At 42.7% G+C, this 19,749-nt stretch carries 12 protein-coding genes; 7 read left to right on the forward strand and 5 right to left on the reverse strand.

All coding sequences use genetic code 11. The features are described 5' to 3' along the window. Window positions 1–203: 203 nt before the first annotated feature. The 5 genes from JKP82_RS02905 to JKP82_RS02925 all read left to right on the forward strand — a co-directional run bounded on the left by JKP82_RS02905 (window position 204) and on the right by JKP82_RS02925 (window position 9,093). Entirely contained in the window at window positions 204–2,948 is a 2,745-nt protein-coding gene (locus JKP82_RS02905) for a TonB-dependent receptor (RefSeq protein ID WP_159528035.1), read from the forward strand. Window positions 2,949–3,015: 67 nt separating this feature from the next. Then, window positions 3,016–4,458, forward strand: a complete 1,443-nt coding sequence (locus JKP82_RS02910; RefSeq protein ID WP_159528034.1) for an SLC5 family protein — start codon at window positions 3,016–3,018, stop codon at window positions 4,456–4,458. Window positions 4,459–4,470: 12 nt separating this feature from the next. After that, a complete protein-coding gene (locus JKP82_RS02915) occupies window positions 4,471–6,012 on the forward strand; it encodes a tryptophan halogenase family protein (RefSeq protein ID WP_218395783.1) in 1,542 nt (513 codons plus the stop codon). Window positions 6,013–6,048: 36 nt separating this feature from the next. Further along, window positions 6,049–6,792: a SapC family protein gene (locus JKP82_RS02920; RefSeq protein WP_159528032.1), complete on the forward strand. Its 744-nt coding sequence runs from the start codon at window positions 6,049–6,051 to the stop codon at window positions 6,790–6,792. A 156-nt stretch (window positions 6,793–6,948) separates the two neighbouring features. Beyond that, window positions 6,949–9,093 carry an alpha-galactosidase gene (locus tag JKP82_RS02925; RefSeq protein ID WP_218395785.1) on the forward strand — a complete coding sequence of 715 codons (2,145 nt, stop codon included), beginning with the start codon at window positions 6,949–6,951 and terminating at the stop codon, window positions 9,091–9,093. A 103-nt stretch (window positions 9,094–9,196) separates the two neighbouring features. Here the strand turns inward: JKP82_RS02925 and JKP82_RS02930 are convergent, their stop codons facing one another. The 5 genes from JKP82_RS02930 to JKP82_RS02950 all read right to left on the reverse strand — a co-directional run bounded on the left by JKP82_RS02930 (window position 9,197) and on the right by JKP82_RS02950 (window position 15,412). Then, window positions 9,197–10,312, reverse strand: a complete 1,116-nt coding sequence (locus tag JKP82_RS02930; protein WP_218395787.1) for a tetratricopeptide repeat protein — start codon at window positions 10,310–10,312, stop codon at window positions 9,197–9,199. Window positions 10,313–10,512: 200 nt separating this feature from the next. Continuing rightward, window positions 10,513–11,790, reverse strand: a complete 1,278-nt coding sequence (locus JKP82_RS02935; RefSeq protein ID WP_159528029.1) for an alpha/beta hydrolase family protein — start codon at window positions 11,788–11,790, stop codon at window positions 10,513–10,515. Between the two features lie 161 nt (window positions 11,791–11,951). After that, window positions 11,952–13,130 (reverse strand): MFS transporter, encoded by a 1,179-nt coding sequence (locus JKP82_RS02940; protein WP_159528028.1) that lies wholly within the window; start codon window positions 13,128–13,130, stop codon window positions 11,952–11,954. Between the two features lie 71 nt (window positions 13,131–13,201). Further along, entirely contained in the window at window positions 13,202–14,107 is a 906-nt protein-coding gene (locus tag JKP82_RS02945; protein ID WP_218395789.1) for a dihydrodipicolinate synthase family protein, read from the reverse strand. A 105-nt stretch (window positions 14,108–14,212) separates the two neighbouring features. Next, window positions 14,213–15,412, reverse strand: a complete 1,200-nt coding sequence (locus JKP82_RS02950; protein WP_218395791.1) for an EAL and HDOD domain-containing protein — start codon at window positions 15,410–15,412, stop codon at window positions 14,213–14,215. A gap of 352 nt (window positions 15,413–15,764) precedes the next feature. Between JKP82_RS02950 and JKP82_RS02955 the strand changes: the two genes are divergently transcribed. Both JKP82_RS02955 and JKP82_RS02960 read left to right on the forward strand, forming a co-directional pair. After that, on the forward strand, window positions 15,765–18,446 hold the full coding sequence (locus tag JKP82_RS02955) for an ATP-binding protein (protein WP_218395794.1): 2,682 nt from the start codon (window positions 15,765–15,767) through the stop codon (window positions 18,444–18,446). Then, window positions 18,430–19,683, forward strand: a complete 1,254-nt coding sequence (locus JKP82_RS02960; RefSeq protein WP_159528024.1) for a response regulator — start codon at window positions 18,430–18,432, stop codon at window positions 19,681–19,683. The genes JKP82_RS02955 and JKP82_RS02960 overlap by 17 nt, the downstream gene beginning before the upstream one ends. Window positions 19,684–19,749 lie beyond the last annotated feature (66 nt).

Below are 19,749 nucleotides of genomic sequence, written 5' to 3' on the forward strand. Positions count from 1 at the left end.
TGTTACTATCAAAAATTAAGGAAAACGTTTACCTTTTTCCTTAATTTTTAAAAGCCTTTAATTTCAATATCTTAATAAAAACAATTAGAAATTTAGGTTACGCAATGTGTAAAAAGAATGTTAATAATCTTGATCCGAACATACTTATTACGCTATTTGTACGCTAACTAAGTAGAAAATAGCCTACTCACGGAGAAAACACAGTGACACATAAAATTAACACATCATTATTAGGCCCAATGGCGAAACGCTCACTACTAGGTGTAGCTATTGCTTCTGCCTTACACGCCCCGTTGGTATTCGCTCAAGAAGAAGCGACACCTTCTGAAGAACAAGTTGAAGTTATTGAAGTTAAAGGTTTTACCAGCTCTCTAAAAGCATCAATGTTAGATAAGAAAGCATCTGATGTTGTTTACGACGGTATTACAGCTGAAGATATTGGTAAATTTCCAGATCAAAACGTTGCAGAGTCGCTACAGCGCATTACTGGTGTTGCTATCGATAGGAGTGGCGGTGAAGGACAATTCATTACAGTACGTGGTTTCGGCCCAGAATTTAACACCGTATTGGTAAATGGTCGTCAAATAGCTACTGAGAACCAAGGTCGAGCGTTCAGCTTCGACACGCTTCCTGCAGAATTAATTAGTGGTGCAAAGGTATACAAGAGCCCGCTAGCATCAATGCAAGAAGGTGGTATTGGTTCGACTGTTGAAGTTACCACTGCACGTCCTTTCGCATTTGATGGCTTTAAAGCCGTAGCAAGCGTTAAAGGCATGTATGAAGACATTTCAGAGGAAACAACACCACAATTATCTGGCCTTGTTACCAATACCTTTATGGATGGCAAGCTTGGCGTTTTAGCTGCTGCTTCCTTCCAGCAACGTAAGCTTCAAACAAACATGTTGGAAACACGCTACTGGCGTCCAGGTGTTAGCATCACAGATCGTTCAGAACTGGATAACCCAGACTATGCCGATAGTTCACAATACAATGGCGTTTACGTTCCACAGAACTTTGACCAAATTGTTGACTTGGTAGATCGTGAAAGAACATCTGGAAACTTAGTGGTTCAATATGCTCCGAATGATGACATGACTCTTACGTTAGATGGTCTTTATTCTAAATTCGAGGTTGATTCAGATGCTCACAGTGTGGGTCACTGGTTTACTGATAGCAACTTAGACAACATGACCTTCAACGAAAACGGCTCACTAACTAGCTTAGATAGCACATTAGTTGAAGGCGTCGGTGGTGCAACTGACTTTATCCGTCGTCGCTATGGTCGTGACGTTGAAATTCAGGCATTTGGCGCAAATTTTGAATGGTTAGTAAATGATAACCTAACTGCTGTTTTTGACCTTTCAACATCAACGGCAGAAGACAACAGTGGTGGTGATAACTTCTTCACCGTTGTGGGTTACAACAATGCTTACAGTGTTGACTACTCTGGCACCACACCGACACTATCGGTAGATGGCGGCGCCGATGCACTTCAAACTCCGTCTTTAGGCCGCATGCACTACAATGAGCGTAACGGTTTTGATACTGAAGATACTATTTCAGAGTACCGCGCCGACTTTACGTGGGTACCTGATTCAGATAATGCCTTCTATAAGATGGACTTCGGTGTTTACTACCAAGATCGTGAAAAAGATAACACTCGTCGTTTCGCATCAGCCTGTAACGTTTATTGTGGTTACAACTTCGATCTCCCAGATGAATTGCTAACTGTTTTCACTGCAGAGAACTACTTCGCTGGCGTACCTAACCAATGGTTAACGTACGATCCTGAAGCTTTCTTTGATTATGCAAACTCCGACGCGGCTGCACAGCAAATTGCTGATGCAACAGGTTTATCGTTTGATGATGTTCGCGCGACACTAGATGCGACCAACATTGGCGACCCACAACCAAGCGCAGACTCGTACGTAGTAGGTGAAGAGCTTCTTAGTGTTTACACACAGTTCTACTTCCAAACAGAAATTTCTGATTTACCTTTAGATATCAACTTTGGTTTCCGTTATACAGAAACTGATACTTCGGTAGATGGAACCATACAAGAAGTACAAGATCTTCAGCCTATTCCGAACGATCCGTCAGATTACAATATTGTTTACGCTACCGATGTTGGTACGCCAATTAACGAAAAGAATAGCTACTCTTCGTTGTTGCCTAATGTAAACGTTAAACTACAATTAACCGACGACTTATACCTACGTTACGCGTACTCAGAAACACTAACCCGCCCAATGATGGACGATTTAGTACCTGTATTTAACGTAACAGTATCTCGTCCTGGTAACCTTCAAGCGCAAGCCGGTAATACTGAACTTCAGCCTTACCAAGCTACCAGCTGGGACGTGTCGTTAGAATGGTATTACGATGACACTAGCTACTTCTCAGCAGCCGCTTTCAATAAAGAAGTGGAAGACTTTATATCTTCATCTACTGAAGAAGAATCTTTATTCTTAGACAGCGGAGAGTATGTATTTAGCGTACTTCGTCCACGCAACGGCGAAACGCTAAATGTAGAAGGTCTAGAGCTAGCATGGTTACATACGCTAGAAAATGGTTTCGGTATTCAAGCTAATGCCACCATCGTAAACTCAGACGCTGAATTCAGCTTACCGGGTTTAGGTAACTCTCAAAACATTACGCTTTTCTATGAAAAAGACGCGTTTCAAGCACGTGTTGCTTTGAACAACCGTGAAACTTTCATGCAAGAAGCAGTAAGTTCACTGGGTGGAACAGAGCCTCTTTTCACAGAGACTTATACCCAGGTAGATATGAGTGTTAGCTACGATGTTAACGAAACCGTTACGGTATTCTTCGAAGGTATCAATATCACAGAAGAAGAGTTAACCCGTCGTGGTCGCCTTTCTGAGCAGTTCGTTCAACAAGTGAATGATGGTGCTCGCTATGCGGTTGGTGTACGTGCTAACTTCTAATTAAACCTAGAATGAAAGGGGGCTAACCGGCCCCCTTTTTGTTGTTTCTACTGCTGAGGAGTTTTTTGTGTCAGGCAGCTTAATCCAAATCATCGTTTTCTTCGTTATTACTGCGCTTATAGGCTTACTTACCTATATTAAGTGCCGCGGACATGGACACAGTACGGCAAGTGAAACTAAAGAATATTTTCTAGCTGGCGGCGGTCTTACATGGATCTTTGTCGCGGGCTCTATTACGTTAACTAATTTAAGTACCGACCAATTGGTGGGTATGAACGGTAACCAAATGGCGTTACTGGCGTGGTGGGAATTTGCCGCTGTTGTTGGTCTTATTATTCTTGCACGTGTATTTCTTCCCGTTTATTACCATTACCAGTGTACAACTACGACCGAATTACTAGAAAAGCGATATAACAATAAGCATATTCGTGCGCTTATCGGCTTACTTTTCTTCTTAGGCAGTAGCCTTATTTTCATGCCTGCGGTTATTTATTCTGGCTCGTTATTCATGATAAATATGTTTAACTTAGATGTGCCTCTAATGTACGTGGCAACAGCCTTTGCCATTATTGGTGCCTTGTATGCCATATTCGGTGGTTTACGCGCAGTGGCAGTATCAGATACCTACTCGGGGGTGTTGTTGCTGGTTATGGCTATTGTGGTAGTGATATTAGCCATGGTGGCTATCGACTTTGATTTCTCGGGCATTCCCGCTGAGCGCCTAACGTTAATTGGCGATGCAGACTCACCGTTACCGTGGCAAACACTATTAACCGGTATGATCTTTATTCAAACGTTTTACTGGAGTACTAACCAAACCATTACACAACGTGCTATGGCTGCACCCAATATTAAGGAAGCGCAAAAAGGGGTGTACGCAGCAGCTATCATTCGCTTTATTATTGTTCCTAGCATCATTGTTGTACCTGGCATTATCTCATTCAAACTTTATGGCGACATAAACGATGCAGCCTACGGAACATTAGTAGGTGACGTACTTCCTGATTGGTTGTCGGGCGTATTCGCAGCTGCATTAGCGGCGGCGGTACTCACAACATATAACAGCAATCTAAACTCAGCCACGGCATTATACGTGTGCGATATACACGAAGCTTATGTGAACAAAAAGCCTGAAGTGGCCAAGTTAGGTGGAATTGTTACCGCAATTCTTACTGTAGTTTCACTGGTAATGGTGCCTATCTACGCGCAAGCCGAAAGTATCATTAACTTGTTACAACAACTCTATGGTTTGCTTAGCATGCCTATACTTTCTATTTTTATAGTCGGCTTGTTGTTTAATAACGTTAACCCATATGCAGGCATTACTGCTGTTATCTTTGGCGTGTTACTATATTCATTCTTTAGCTTCGTGCACGCCCCCTTTGGTTTGCATTATATTCACCTTATGTTGGTTACCTTAATTTGCTGTATTGGTGTAGCCTTGGGTGTAAATAAACTCGTATTTAGACAATCGGCGCAATGGCGCGGCAGATTGGTAGATGCAGACTAGGTAGCGCAGCGTATGACGCCGGTAAATAGTGTTGTTATTGTGGGCGGAGGCACAGCGGGTTGGCTTACTGCTGGTCTGCTGGCTGCTACCCACTCTAAACAAGGCTCCACCGGCGCACGTTTGTCTGTAAAGGTTATTGAATCTGATTCGATTCATCCTATTGGTGTGGGTGAAGGCACTTGGCCTACTATGCGCAGCACCCTAGCTAAAATAGGAATTGAAGAAGCTGCACTCGTCCAACAGGCGAGTGCGACCTTTAAACAGGCGAGTAAGTTTGTTCACTGGCACACTGAAGGGGAACGCACTGGATACTACCACCCCTTTAGCGCGCCCCAAGGCTCGGCTACTGTAGATATAACCCCTTACTGGTTGTGTAACACTGCATTACACGAATATGCCTCAGATGTGTGTTTTCAACCTAGCCTGTGTGAACATGGCCTAGCACCCAAATTAACGGCCCATTCAAAACAAAATTTCAGTGCTAATTATGGCTATCATCTTGATGCCGGTAAATTCATTAGCGTATTGCGTGAACATTGTAAGAAAGAGTTGGGCGTCGAACATATTATTGATGATGTCACCGATGTTGCTACTGATGACGCTGGCATAAAGCACGTCGTCACAAAAAATAATGACCATATTCGCGGTGATATTTTTGTTGATTGCACGGGTTTTAGTGCACATCTTATCGAAAAAGCACTAGATGTTCCCATGGAAGATGCATCCTCTGTATTGTTTTCAGATTCAGCTTTAGTGCATCAAATTGCATATTCTGATGAACATCAGCCTATTGCTTGTCACACCCTTTCTACCGCGCAAAAAGCAGGTTGGATATGGGACATTGGTTTGCAAAATCGTCGGGGCACCGGTTACGTTTATTCGTCAAAATTTCAATCAGACGACGAGGCAACTCAAACGTTTACGGCTTATCTAAAATCGATAAATCCCGACGAAGAGTTACCTTCTACTTTTAGAAAAATTAATTATAAAACTGGCTATAGAAAACGTTTCTGGGAAAAAAATTGCGTAGCTATAGGTTTATCTAGTGGCTTCTTAGAACCCCTTGAGGCCTCATCACTGATGTTAATTGAGCAAAGCGCAATTCAACTTGCAGAGCAATTACCCCCCTATACACAGGTGATGCCCCACGTGGCGAACCGCTTTAATGAAGCGCTAGCTTATAAGTGGCAAAGCACTATAGCGTTTTTAAAACTGCACTATGTACTTAGTAATCGTAACGAGGATTTTTGGTTAGCAAACAGAGCACCACAGAGCATTCCACAACGGCTAGCATCTTTGCTTGAAGAGTGGCAATACCGCCCTATTCTCGATAGCGACTTTACTGATAGAGATGAAGTATTTAGCGCACAAAGCTATCGCTATATACTTTATGGAATGTCACATAAAACCGACTTGAGCCAATATGTGCGTTCAATGAGCCAATACGACGGTGCCGATAAACATTTGCAACTGAATAAAGCCCTAATCGCTCAATTGATAGCGCGCCTTCCTTCTCATCGTGGATTAATTGATACAATGCTTAATAAGTATTAAGCCTAATACACCTTAATTTAACCATCAGGTATTGTTATGTCGTCATATACGCCGTTAGATAACCAAGCACATCGCAACCTTTGTATAAAGGCAGATAAAAGGTTTAGCCACAGCGCCGAGTTTAATTTAGTGTCCTTAGGCTTCAATGAGATTGCCAGTATTAGCGGCTGTATGCCTATAGTGGTTACTGCAAATGACGCAAACCATTCTCATACGTTAGCGGCTGTGGTTGGCTGGCCCGAGTTTGGTAACGTATATTGTAGCGACACTGAATGGATGGGTCATGCCGTGCCGCTGAGCATCCAAAGCTACCCATTCAATTACGCTGTTGAACAAGACAAACTCACCGTATTGTTTGATGAAGACAGCCCTTTGATTTCTAACAATAGTAGCGAAGGTGCCAGTGCTTTATTTGCATCAGATGGCTCCCCATCTGCAAGTCTTAAACAGTATCAAAGTATGCTATCTAACTTAGCGAGCGGCTCTCAACAAGCAAGTGCTTTTATTCAGGCTTTAACCGACCTTGAGTTGCTATCTAATCTATCAATCACCTTACATTTTGAAAATGGCGAACCCCGTGAAAGCACAGGGCTTATGACTATTAATGAAGATAAGCTAGTGCAGCTAAACGCAGATATTATTCACCAATTGCATACCCAAGGGTTACTGGTAGCAATAAATGCCATGATGCTTTCACTTAGGCAATACAACCGCTTGGTACAACTCACTAAAAATGCGAACAACCCTGTGGTTAAAATCGGGCTAAAAACTACCAACTAATTATTGGTGGAGAAGTAACGAGCATGGTATTTTACACGCAATGTAAACGTTTTACCCAATTTAGATAAACGTCTTATTCCGCATCTTTTCTATGTTATACATGCGATATAAATGGGTGTGCGGTATTCAATCATATTTAAAACCTGAGAGGTTAACATGTCATCACTCACGGCTTTTGTCCGCTTAGACAACGCAAAAACGACTTTAATTTTCGACTGCCAAGGGCGCATGCCTACTCTGATTTACTATGGCCAGCAGTTGAACAATGCAACAACGACAGACATGTTAGCGCTGCTTAACTCTCGCCAAGAAGCGAAATGTGCGCCGGTTATCGAGCCACCTATCTCATTAGTTCCCACCCATGGTGAAGGTGTTACCGGTTCACCTGGTTTAGAAATTTCAGGGGATGCAGATCAATGGTCGGCAGGATTTACCTTGTCGGATATTGAGCAAACCGATACCAGCTTAACGTTTACTGCGGTTGATGCCGACAGACAAATGCAGTTAGTTACACGGGTTGTATTAGATGCTGAAACAACCGTGGCCACATTTACCTCAAGTATCGAAAACCAAGGTGAAAGCACTTTACAGCTAAATTACTTAAACGCTGCCAGCCTTGCCTTACCAACGACCATGAGCAAGATTAAAAGCTTTGAAGGAAGATGGTCTAATGAATTCCAAACTGCCGACCATGACTTGTTCTTCGGTAGTTATGTACGTGAAAACCGCCGCGGCAAAACTTCTCATGATACTTTCCCAGGCTTAATCGCGTTTGCTAATGGAACCGGTGAGCTAGTTGGTGAGTGTTTCGGCTTCCATTTAGGTGCTTCAGCTAACCATAAATTCCGTGCGGAAATGATGGCTGATGGCAGAAGCTACGTTCAATTTGGCGAGCTATTATTTCCTGGTGAAGTAACGCTTGATGCAGGTGAAAGTTATACGTCACCCGTGCTTTATGCCGGGTTTGGCGACGCTGGTTTTTCATCCCTTTCCCAGCAGTTTCATAATTTTATTCGAAGCAATGTGTTAACCCACAGCGCTGATATCACCAGTGCACAGCACAAGCCCCGCCCAGTGCACTACAACACATGGGAAGGCATTTATTTCGACCATGATGAAGCCACGCTTAAAGCCCTTGCTGACAAAGTAGCCCCCTTAGGGATAGAGCGCTTTGTACTAGATGACGGCTGGTTTAAGGGCCGAAGAAATGACAAAGCTGGCTTAGGCGACTGGACAGTAGATGAAGCTATCTACCCAGAAGGGCTAGATGGGCTTATCGACCACGTTACCGATAAAGGCATGGAATTCGGCATATGGTTTGAACCTGAAATGGTTAACCCAGATAGCGATTTGTACCGCGCACATCCTGAATGGGCGTTGCACACCAAGAATAACCCCCATGTACCCTTTCGCAATCAGTACGTACTTGATTTAACCAACCCTGAAGTGGTTGAGTACCTGTACAAGGTGATTACCGACGTACTGAGCACTTACCCTAAAATTAGTTACATTAAGTGGGACATGAACCGCGATGTAAATCATCCTGGCAACCTACAAGGCAAACCAGCTATGCATGGCCAAATGGCGGCTTTGTATACGTTAATCGATCGCGTTAAAGCGGCACATCCGGGTATTGAAATTGAAAGCTGTTGTTCAGGCGGGGGCCGTGTGGACTTAGGTATATTACCTCACACCGACCGTTTTTGGACGTCAGACTCTAACGACGCGTTAGACCGCTTGTACATACAGCGCGGCTTCTCTTACTTCTTCCCTTCTGAAGTGATGGGCGCACACGTAGGCCCTCGCGATTGCCATATTACTGGCCGTAATTTACCGATTGAGATCCGCTCTGCGGTATCGATGTTTGGCCACATGGGTATTGAGATGGACCCCCGTGAGCTTACTGAGCATGAACAAGACACCCTGAAATCGGCCATTTCACTGTATAAAAAGTATCGTCATATTACCCACGGTGGCGATTTATACCGCATGGATGATGATGGCCTTAACGTGAAGTTTGGTTATGTATCAAAAGACAAAGCCGAGGGAATTTTTGCCTACAATAGTGTGAAAGAAACAGGGCGTACTACACCATCTCGTTTCTATTTTGCCGGGCTTGATGCCGATAAGTCCTATACCCTTGAACGGGTTTGGCCGGGTACATTGAAAGAGTACTCACCGTCTATTTTGCAAAAAACAGACGGGCAAGTATTTAGCGGTGAAGCGTTAATGAAATACGGTATGCAAATGCCGGTTTTATTCCCGCAAACTTCGCTGATTTACACCGTTAAAGCCGTCTAAACCATAGTAAAAACTTGAATACTTATTAGCTTTGGCCTAATAAAATATTTGGTTTAATAAGTGCTAATCGAATAGGCGATGATTGAGAAAAGAAAGCGAACCACTAGGTTCGCTTTTTTATTTGTTTTTTGAGGCTTTTCATTATTTTTGCCAAACGTTTATCACCGTCTTTTGTCACTTTCTCAAGGGTGCTAGATGCCATTGAAACATCATCAGCATTTAGGAACAGCTCGGCTAAACGTAAGTTAGCCCAATTCTTACTTGGCAACTGATGAGTATCAATATCTGTCGCCTCTAATTCAGCCAAGTAGTAGTTAAGCGCATCAATTCCCGACTTAGTATATTGGCTGGTTTCTACTGCCACCCAACCTATACGATAAGTGCCATATAGTTGGGTAAACTTACTTTCAGAATACGTGTTCCATGCTTGTTCATCTGCTTTGTGAGCTTTAACTACGTTAGTGTTTAATAGAGGGGTTAGCGCTGCTATCGCGTCATCGTATTGTTCACCATCTATATGCAATCGACCAAGCTCAAAACGTGCCCGAACTTCGAATTCAGGCTTTTCGCTAAGCTCAATTAACATTGCTTTTGCTTCAGCAGCTTTATCGTCTGCGGCATAAATTGTTGCTGTCGCAAATTTGCCTTCTAGTGCATCCATTTGCGTAATTTTATCAGCAAGCTTTTTAGCTTCATCTATATCGCCACCAGCGATAGACGGCGCTATTATGTAAAATTGCATTAACGCCTGATAAACCTCAATTTCATCTGGCGCCACTTCTATCGCTTTTTGTAGGCTCGCTTTGGCTTTTTTGGCATAACCTAGGGCGGAAAAAACACTATCCATTGCTTGTGCCCCCATCACGTTAGCCTGCATATGGTAAGCGCGGTAATTGTCTTTATGGTCGTCAACAAATTGAGCCGCCATATCCTCAGCATCATCTAAATCTGTATTCATTAACGCCGAAATTAACACGTTATATTGCTTCGGGGTCTTTGATGGTATGGGCTCAAGTGCGTTCACTATACTTTCATAATCCTGCGCTTGAAACATAGCGTCTAATACGTCGTCAGAAGGTAATGCGCTAGCGTTCGCAAATGACACAAAGAATGATAAACACAGCAAAGCGGCTATATTTGTACCCTTAAACGCAGTAATAGCAGGCAGACACAAACAATGGAGAACAGTTAATTTGTTTTGATTTCGCTGGAGGAACATTCCTTTGCCTTAAATGAATAAGCGTGAAGTAGTAAATTAGCATGCTTAATACGACTTCTCGAACTGAATAAGTAACAAAGCATGTCTTGCCAGAATGAACCGTTTGCCTATGGGTATGACACAACGCGAAACAAAAAAAGGCCTAACACGGTTAGGCCTTTACGGTATTTTTTCATCATTGGAGATAGTAAAGGTGACGCCTATTTCTTAGGTTTACTTTCCATTATTAAACCTAACGCATAACGATTGTCGAAGCCCTTCCAGACTTCTGGCACTTTTCCTTCTACAGCAACTTGCCCACTATCGCCCTCAACATTTAAATAGGCACAAAAATCAGCTTTTCCTTTCACATGGCATTCCATCATAGCCAATGCAAAGTGTTCGTTTATGTCATTCATGGTTTCTGAACGCCACGCTGGCTCTAAATAATGACCAATATCGAATTCGTTTCCAAATGCTTCTTTAGGGGCCGGATGGGGAGCAATATTGTGTCTGGCATTTTGGAACGTCAGTAGTTTACTGTTTTCGTTTCCTGTATTTTCAAATAGCCACTTAATACCTTGGTAACCAGAAATATCATCATGATCGCCAGAAACGTATAGCATGGGAACACGAACATTGTTTAGTGCGTCTTCTGAAAACACTTTATGTTGACCGCCCCAAGGCGCTAACGCCATCGCCGCTTTCCAACGCGTATCTACGCTTTCAGCGTCAGCATTGCCACCGGCACAAGTATTAAGTACATTTTGTAGCGCACTGATCACCGCCGGATCTGCTACCCCAGTAAAGCTAGCAGTAGCTTCTGCTCCAAAGTTATAACAGCCGCCAACAGTATTAACCGCCCCAAACCCCCCCATAGAATAGCCAATGAGCCCAGCGTTTTGGGTGTCGGCTACACCGCTAAATAGCGCATGTTCACTCACCGCATTCAACGTTAACACTTGATCTCTCGAACGGTTCAATAAGGTACTAGGGAAGCCAGCATAAGGGGCATTGGCGAAATCTACATCTTCGTTGGTAGAGTCGGTATGATCTATCCCTGCCACAATATATCCATGAGACGCTAGGTGCTCACCAAGGTAATACATTATTGTGCGATAACCCGTATAGCCGTGCGACAACACAACAACAGGGTAACTGCCTTGCGTTTCTGCCACACTGGCATCGCGAATAGCATCAGCTTGAATGCTAAACTCGTTACCACTACGGGTTTGATTTTCATACGTTGTGGCCGCGCCGCTATCAGTGGTGGGGTACCAAACTTCTAGTTTCAACGCTCGGTCAACAACCTGCCCTTGTAGAGTAACGACGGGCTTAGGATAGTTAACGGTTAAGGTTTTAACGCCCACGTTATAGGTACCTTTTTCACTTAGTTCAGGCGTAATATCACTAGGATAGTCTTGATAAAGCGTCTGCGCTGAATATACCGGTGTCGCGGTCAGTACTACTGTGGCACAAATTAGGGATAACGTTTTCATGAATTACTAATTTTTTGTTAATTATTATGCATACCGTATATTACCTCCGTGCTCCCAACATACAAGGAGTGGCTCATTTATTAAATGAATTGTAATAAATAAGACTAGTTAATTTAATTTGCTATTTTGATAACGATAAAGGTAAACGTATAACCTAAAGGCTATTTTTGCACGCTGAATATAGCAAAACACATGATAAGAATGAGTGCGAGGGTTGCGCAAGATGTTACCAGCGGGACTGTTACCCCATGTACCAGTAAGGTTCCAGCGACTAGGGCGCCTATTGCACCTGCGCCTACCTTAGCAGCGGCAACCCACATATACGTCTGCGCCGCGCTATGTACAGGGGCAAACTCCGTTCGTGCCGCTAGGCTGGAAGTAAAGAATATGGCATTGGCTACACCACATAACCAGTAGCCCGCTGCCCCAAGAACAAAAGAAGGGCTTAGGGTTGTCGCCAGTAACGCCAACATCAAAAAGCTTCCTGCTCGTTTTAACAACGTAAGTGGCTCTTTCGATAGTGGCCTAACAATGAGAATTAGCGCACCACTTAAATTTCCTACCCCGTATGCCGTGACCAGATAAGCGCCATGATGCTCTGCGTGGTGCCAATATTCGCTAAGATAAACGGCTAACACGGGTAAGGCTGCAATACTAAATGCTGCTCCCGATGTCATCACCATCGTACGTAACAGTGCGCTCGAGTTTTTAAACGCATAAAACACGCTTTTAAACCCTATGTCTAGTGAGGCGCCAGCTTTTGGCAGTACATGCTTTTTAGGGAAAGTTAAAATGAGTATGCCAGCTAACAGAGGCGTGAACACCAGCACACTAACAGCAACCTTTGTTGAGAACAGCGCCGATAAAGAAGCAACAATAAATGGGCCCAATGTGTGCCCTACCCCATAGGTAATGGTGTCCCAGCTTTGCGCTTTTCTAAGAGACGTATTGCTTGCGCTAACTAAACTCGGCAATTGAGTACCCAAGCCCCCCATAATAAACGAACTGCAAACACCACTTATCAGCAACGAAAACGCCAACAGCCAAGCAAAATGCATTTCAAAACTGAATATAGCCAATAGAAAAAAGCAGGTATAACTCAACGCCGCTGCACTAATGAGATATTTAGGCTGCGAAACCCCATCTAACCAACGCCCGTATACTGGCCCTAACAAATGAGGCAGCGTTAAGCATGCCGCTAAAATTCCCGCTGCCTTTCCATCAAGTTCAAGGTTTCTAGCAAGCAATACGATGGCCACAATAGCGCCACCAGTTGCCGTGCGCGCGATAATGGCGGCAACAACATATTTGAGTAATGGTGAAAAACGTTCTTTATTCAACGGTGGGCTACTCTTTGGCGCTGGCCTTTGTGTTAGCGTTGGCAACAGATTAGCACTGAGTCACGTGCAACTTAATCCAGTGATAATTGCGTTAAAATCGCTTCGAGTTTTTGTTTATCTTCGGCCTGAAGGGGCTGTAATGGATGAGGTAAACAATTTGCTTCTGTGTAACCCAGTATTGCCGCAGCGGTGGCCATCACGCGCATACCGCCTTTATTGCGAGCGAACAAATCCCATAACGGCGTTAAGCGTTCAGATTGTGCTATCACTGCTTGCAACGATGATGATTGAGTTGATGCAATCATGGTTTTCACCGTATTAGGAAATAGCCCTCCCAGCACAGATAACCATAAATCGCATCCCGCTTGCATACCCAACGCGCCAAATTTATCACCACTCACACCAATGGCTACATGCTCTGGCACTAAATTTCGCAAGCTAAAAAGTCGTGCTTCCCCAGTCGCATTGCCATCAGCATCAGCAAAAGGCATTCCGGGAATTTTAATCGCGCCTACGTTTGGTAGCTGGGTAACTTGGGTATATAGCGTGTCGCTGAAACTAAACTGGGTCACTCCTGGGTTTTCGTAAATGCACAGGGGAACTGAGATTTCACAGGTGACCCTTTGGTACAGCGCAAGTACTTCAGCTTCATGCAACGGATGATACGAAACAGGGGCCAGTAACAACGCTTTCGCCCCCGCTTTTTGTGCCACCTCCGCATTTTTAAGCACATCATAAGTACGCAGTGAACCAATGCCTACCATCACAGGTGTACCGTTTGCGGTAGCAACTGAAGATTCCGTCACCTGTGCTAGCTCATCCCTCTTTAAATAGGGATAAAGGCCGGTAGATCCCATGGCGCATATTGAATCGACATTTGCTTGCTTTAGGTTGCTAATGAGCTTTTCAAACGCGTGAAAGTCTATTTTTTCGTGGCGAAATGGCGTGAGGGGAAAGGCACACAATCCGGTGAACATAAAAGCTCCTGATGCTAAAAGGTAAGCCATTATAGGTACTATACACGCTTCAGTCGCTTACTTACACGCCGTTTCTTTGCTATCAGCAGGGGCTCTCAAGTCTACTCATAAGTTGTTCATGACATTGTCTGCCCATAGCGCTGCATCTTGATGACAACGGCCATAAAGGCAGATCTCCTCATTCGATAAGCCCTCGAAAGTTTGGCTATCGAAGCGCTCTATGCCCATCACATTAGTGAGCAGTAAACCAAGAGCATTATCACGGGTTAATAAAGCTTGTTTTAAACGCGCTTCCAGCTTCAGGTTACTAACAAGTGTTTCTATTCCAACTTCAAAAATTGCATCTGCGCCTGAAAGTAAGCCCACTAAAAAGCATTCTGATGGGTTAATCGCATCTTGCTCATTCTGTTTATGCAGCGCAATACGTTCAAGGGTTTTCGCTCTTGTTAATAATGTTCGAAATAATTCGGTAGGGCTCGTTGAGACAGACATCAAAGACATGATGATTGCCCATTGCTTGACGACTTTCAGCCCCAATATCACCACAGCTTCTCTAACGCTGTTAACATCACGAACAAGTTGATAAAGAGGACAGTTTATTAAAAGTAAAATCTTCGTTGTCAGGACAGGATCAAGAGAAATCATATCTGCGACGCTATCAACTTCAATATCACTTCTGCTGAGTTCAGAGACTAGGTTTAAAGCATTATGTTGCTTTGCGCTTATTTTCTTACCATCAATAATAAACGGGTTTTCAAGGAAATCTCCCTGAAAAAGATCGAACCCTAATGCTTTACAATTTTCATATACCGCTTGGTTGTCCACATGTTCTGCCAATATTAAACACTTTGATTTTTTTAATATTGGGATGCTTTTTCTAAGCTGTGCTTGAGTCACATTTAACACATCAACTTTAATCACTTTGATGTATTTAAAGAACATCGATTTAGAAGGGTCGAATGCGTATTCACTCAGCGCAAAGTTGAAACCTCTACGCCTCAATTGTCGAATTCGTTTGAGATTATAATCTGTGGGTTCTACTGTGGCGAGCATCTCGAGAATAATGTTTGGTTTTACCGGTAAAAGGCTGTCGGTTTCACTTAGAAAATCCTGATCGATATTGATGAATATAGGCACATTTAGGTGCCTATCGCTTTTCGCAATACTCTCGCATACACTTGCTAATAACTCGCTGGTCATTCCCTCTTGTAGTAGCCCCACCTGCGGGTGAGAGAGTATGTCGGAATCTGCTTCGCCCAAGCACAAAAATTCGCAAGCAAATACTTCGTGGTCTTCATTGAACACAAGCTGCCTTGCAGTTAACACATCCTTCACTGTTAGCTACTCCATAAGTCTTATAGGCTACCGCTGAAACGCCAGCCCTTAGAAATACGCTCTAATCAGGTCGCGTCAAAAACGCATTAACCACTGACGATAGCTATGTATTAGTAAGTTCACTTTCCATTCTTCATAACGTTTTCTAACCACTAATTTCGCAATTATCGCTATTGTCATCTACAGTAAAATTGTTATGAGCCAAACTGAATTCGCTAAAAATTGAGCTCAGAATTAGTTGGTGATTTCTTATTTAACAATTTTTTAATCATGGCTTTTATCACGCCTGATTGGCGTTATTTTAATAATAGACCACCTTTTCATGACTATTAAAGATATTGAAATTAATAAAGACCTTAAAAAGACTCAGAGCCTGATTAATCTGTTTTACCATCCCGTGCTTGTGGTAAATAACGACTTTGACATTCTTGCTTCAAATAATAAATTAAAGGACAGCAAGGTTCTGTCTTCTAACTTGCCGATTATTATGGACGCAATAATGCCTTTATTAAACCGCGAGCAAGAACTCGCTTTTTGTGTCATTGAAGGGGAAGAAAAACTGTGTACTGCCATGCCAATGGAGCATGGAAGAACACTGGTTAAAATTGCTCGGTCGAAGCCTTCGGCGCTAGCTAAGAGATACTATAACCTTGTAACGGCCATCGATCAGATCCCCGATGCGGCTATAATTTTTAGCGAAGGAAAAATCGACCTTGTTAATGAACAATTCCAAAAGATATTTCCTTTTAGTACGAATAAAAGTTTAAACGGTGTGCCACTAGATACCATTCTTAAAGATTTCAGCGTCTACTTCGCGCAACGGGACAAACGTCTTCAGGCATTAACCTATCGATTTTTGAGGCGCAAATTTAGCAGTAAACAGGAGCTATCTTTATCGTTCACCTCTCCTGACGGGCAATTTTATGAATATCGCGACAATTTAACCTTCACAGACGGGCGGGTAGGTCTCATCATTAATGAATCTCAGATTAAAGGCCTTAATGAGCAGCTTGAAAGCGCATTTAACGAAGCGCATGTTCTTAGCAATGCAAAAAGTAATTTTATGGCGGCAATGAGTCACGAGGTTCGCACACCATTAAACGGTATTATTGGTTTGCTAGATTTATGTGAGCATCAAAAAGATCTTAAAGGGAATGAGCTTTTAGGAAGATTATCGAAAAGTGCAAACTCTCTCCTGAACCTCATCAATGATGTATTAGACTTCACCAAGTTTGATGCCAACATGGTTCAACTTTCGCCATCAGAAATTAACTTGAGGACACTATGTGAGGAATTGATCGGTCACTTATATGGGCAAGCGAAACAACAAAGTGTTGAACTTACGTTATTTATCGACCCGATTATTCCGAGCCTGATTAAAGTCGACGAATTGCGCCTCATGCAAGTTCTCACAAACTTGTTAAGCAATGGGCTTAAATTTAATCGAACGTTGAATGCCACACTACGTTTGGAAGTGTTGAAAGATGAATTAACGAATTACATTCATTTCCACGTTATCGATAATGGTATTGGTATTGAGGCCGCTAAAATACACACTATTTTTGACCGTTTCACCCAAGCGAATGAAGAAATTCATAAAACCTTCGGTGGCACAGGATTGGGGTTGAGTATTTGTCAAAAAGTTGTTCAGTTGATGGGCGGCCATATCTACGTTGAGAGTGAGTTAGGGAAAGGCTCAACGTTTGTAGTGCAATTACCGTTAGAAGCCTGTTCAGCGCCGGAAATAGAATCGGTACCAGCACATTTAGATAATTATACGTTTGTAACCAACAACGCCACTTTTTTTTATGACCTTAAACGATACGAACAACGACTACTTTTTAAAACCCAATTAATAAACACCTTGCCAGAGCAAGCACAATCAAACCATATCTATTTGCTTGATGCTACCAAGGTACACGAGTTTGCTTTGCTCGACTCTGAATTGTCTTTACAAGACAACATCTCCAATCTGCCATTGGGCCAAACTGCGCTTCTGGTAGACAATATAAACCAATATGACCCTGTTAACATTAACCAAATCCATCTAGTGCCACTTAAATTGGGTGAACTAATCAACCTAATTTCATCTACTTCGCCGCCTGCATCATCTAGCGTTAGGCACTTACAGCCTGACAATATTTCCGACCGTCTGCGTATCTTAGTGGTGGAAGATAATATCGATAATATCTATGTACTTAAAAAGCAATTTGACACTCTGAATATTAAGGCTTTCTTTGCGATGTCAGCAGAAGAGGCCATTATTTTCTTTGAGCAGCAGACATTTAACGTAGTAATTAGTGATTATCAAATGCCTGTTATTACAGGTGGGGAGCTTATCGGGATTTTGCGAGATATAGAGGAAAGTGAGCAAAGACCACCCGCGATTATGTTAATTCTGACTGCCGATAACTCAAAACAATGCCAAACGCTTTGTAATGACGTTGGGGTAGATCGCATTTTAATGAAGCCACTCACATTACAAACATTAGCAGACTTAACACGTCGCCTAGACAGTGAATTAGAACAAAAGGGACAGTTGGCAACATCTACAGCTATTACAGACGAAGCTGGTTTACATGAATGTATATTTGATGATGACTTTTTCTATGACAGTAGTGAAGTGAGTAGCAGTATTGATCCCACAAGCGTTTTCGATATTTCAGCCCTCATCGAAATGACAGGGAATATAAGCGCCGTTGAGGAGTATGACTATTTATACTCGTATCAAAGTAATCTAACACGCGATTTCCCCAAAATGTGCCGTTTAGCCAAAGCGAAGGATTGGAAAGGCTTGGCAAAATTTGCCCATAAATTGAAAAGTAGTACGAGGACAGTTGGTGCCTATCGTTTAAGCCAGAAATGCGAAATTGTTGAAAATGCAGCTAACAGCGATTCAATAGACGCGCCCAGAGTGGCAGATTGGGAAGCAATGAAAGAGGGTATTGAAGAGCTTCTAGCCCATTTAAGGAAATATTTGGAAAATCATGACTCACTCAAGTGAAGCTCAAATAGTTCTCTATATTACAGATCCTCAAAGTGATGAAATCATTATCGAGATGGTAAAAGCGCACTTTGACGATTACGCAACTTGCCATTCGCTGAAAGATTTATGCAAGCTTCTTACTGATGCTAAACCCAAAGTCATTCTGCTTACAGGCGACTCATTGGAGAAAAGCCTTTTTACCTATTACCGAACCCTTGAGGCGTTGAAGACATATCGCTTATGTAACCATAAAATTGTTAGTTTAATTCCTCGTCAGTATGAGAAAGAAGCCTATGAAGCGCATGCGGCAGGAATTATAGACGACTACATGGTCGCCAGACCTGTGTATGAATTACATCGCATTATATTAATTTGCGAACATTTATTTAGCGAACTAGGAGTGCATGTTCAAGACAGAGAAATGCTTGCTCAACAAACCTATTTCAGCAAAATCGACCATTTTGATGACAAAATAAAACATGCGTTAAAACAAGGTCTAGACTACAAAAACCAATTACAGTCGGAGTTCGAAAGCTCTATTGTAGAAATTGAAAACGCATTAGAACGAGCAGTAACACGGGTAGAAATGGAGCAATCCGTAGATCTTGATATTGCCAAGTTACAAGAAACCTTATCTAAAATGAAGGCAGACCAAATTCGCCCAGAGTTAATAAAACTTCAAGCGAGGGCGATTAGCTTATTAGAAAAAACCCTCGATTTAAAAACGGCAGAATTAACGTCAAATACTGGTGCTGAAGAAGCAACAACAGATGCGAGTACTGAAGCAAGCACAAGCACCGCAGAAAAAGACAAAGGCTACGCCTTTAACAGACTATATAACCAAGATATCGACCCCGAAAAAATACTGGAAAAAAAGAACGATGTGCCATCTATCCTCGTGGTTGAGGATGACATTATTAGCCTTCAGCTAACCAAGCGGTTGATTGATAAATATAAGATGCATTGCGATGCCGTTTCTACAGGCAGGCAAGCCTTCGCTTCTTTATCCACCAAAAAGTACGACCTTGTGCTGATGGATGTGAATTTACCAGACACTAACGGCATCTACATTGTAGGCCAAGCGGGCTCTCAGCAAAGCCTAAACGCCGATACTCCTATTATCATGCTATCAGGGGATAAGCATAAAGCTACAGTGACTAAAGCGATGCAAAAAGGGGCAAAGGGTTACATTATTAAGCCCCTGCAAAAAAGCTCGTTTGATAGATTAATTGAAAAATATATCTCTACGGTTTAAACAATCACCTAAATGGTTCTTAACCGTTTCTTTAATGATATTGGGGATACCTTGCGGGTGCCCCCT

The sequence above is a fragment of the Alteromonas lipotrueae genome (assembly GCF_019249215.1).
GTDB lineage: Bacteria > Pseudomonadota > Gammaproteobacteria > Enterobacterales > Alteromonadaceae > Alteromonas > Alteromonas lipotrueae.

What these genes read in the sequence shown, in the direction of transcription:
- JKP82_RS02925 (WP_218395785.1), top strand. Translation starts at nt 6,949, where the DNA reads ATGTCATCACTCACGGCTTTTGTCCGCTTAGACAACGCAAAAACGACT.
- JKP82_RS02915 (WP_218395783.1), top strand. Translation starts at nt 4,471, where the DNA reads ATGACGCCGGTAAATAGTGTTGTTATTGTGGGCGGAGGCACAGCGGGT.
- JKP82_RS02960 (WP_159528024.1), top strand. Translation starts at nt 18,430, where the DNA reads ATGACTCACTCAAGTGAAGCTCAAATAGTTCTCTATATTACAGATCCT.
- JKP82_RS02930 (WP_218395787.1), bottom strand. Translation starts at nt 10,312, where the DNA reads ATGTTCCTCCAGCGAAATCAAAACAAATTAACTGTTCTCCATTGTTTG.
- JKP82_RS02955 (WP_218395794.1), top strand. Translation starts at nt 15,765, where the DNA reads ATGACTATTAAAGATATTGAAATTAATAAAGACCTTAAAAAGACTCAG.
- JKP82_RS02945 (WP_218395789.1), bottom strand. Translation starts at nt 14,107, where the DNA reads ATGTTCACCGGATTGTGTGCCTTTCCCCTCACGCCATTTCGCCACGAA.
- JKP82_RS02920 (WP_159528032.1), top strand. Translation starts at nt 6,049, where the DNA reads ATGTCGTCATATACGCCGTTAGATAACCAAGCACATCGCAACCTTTGT.
- JKP82_RS02935 (WP_159528029.1), bottom strand. Translation starts at nt 11,790, where the DNA reads ATGAAAACGTTATCCCTAATTTGTGCCACAGTAGTACTGACCGCGACA.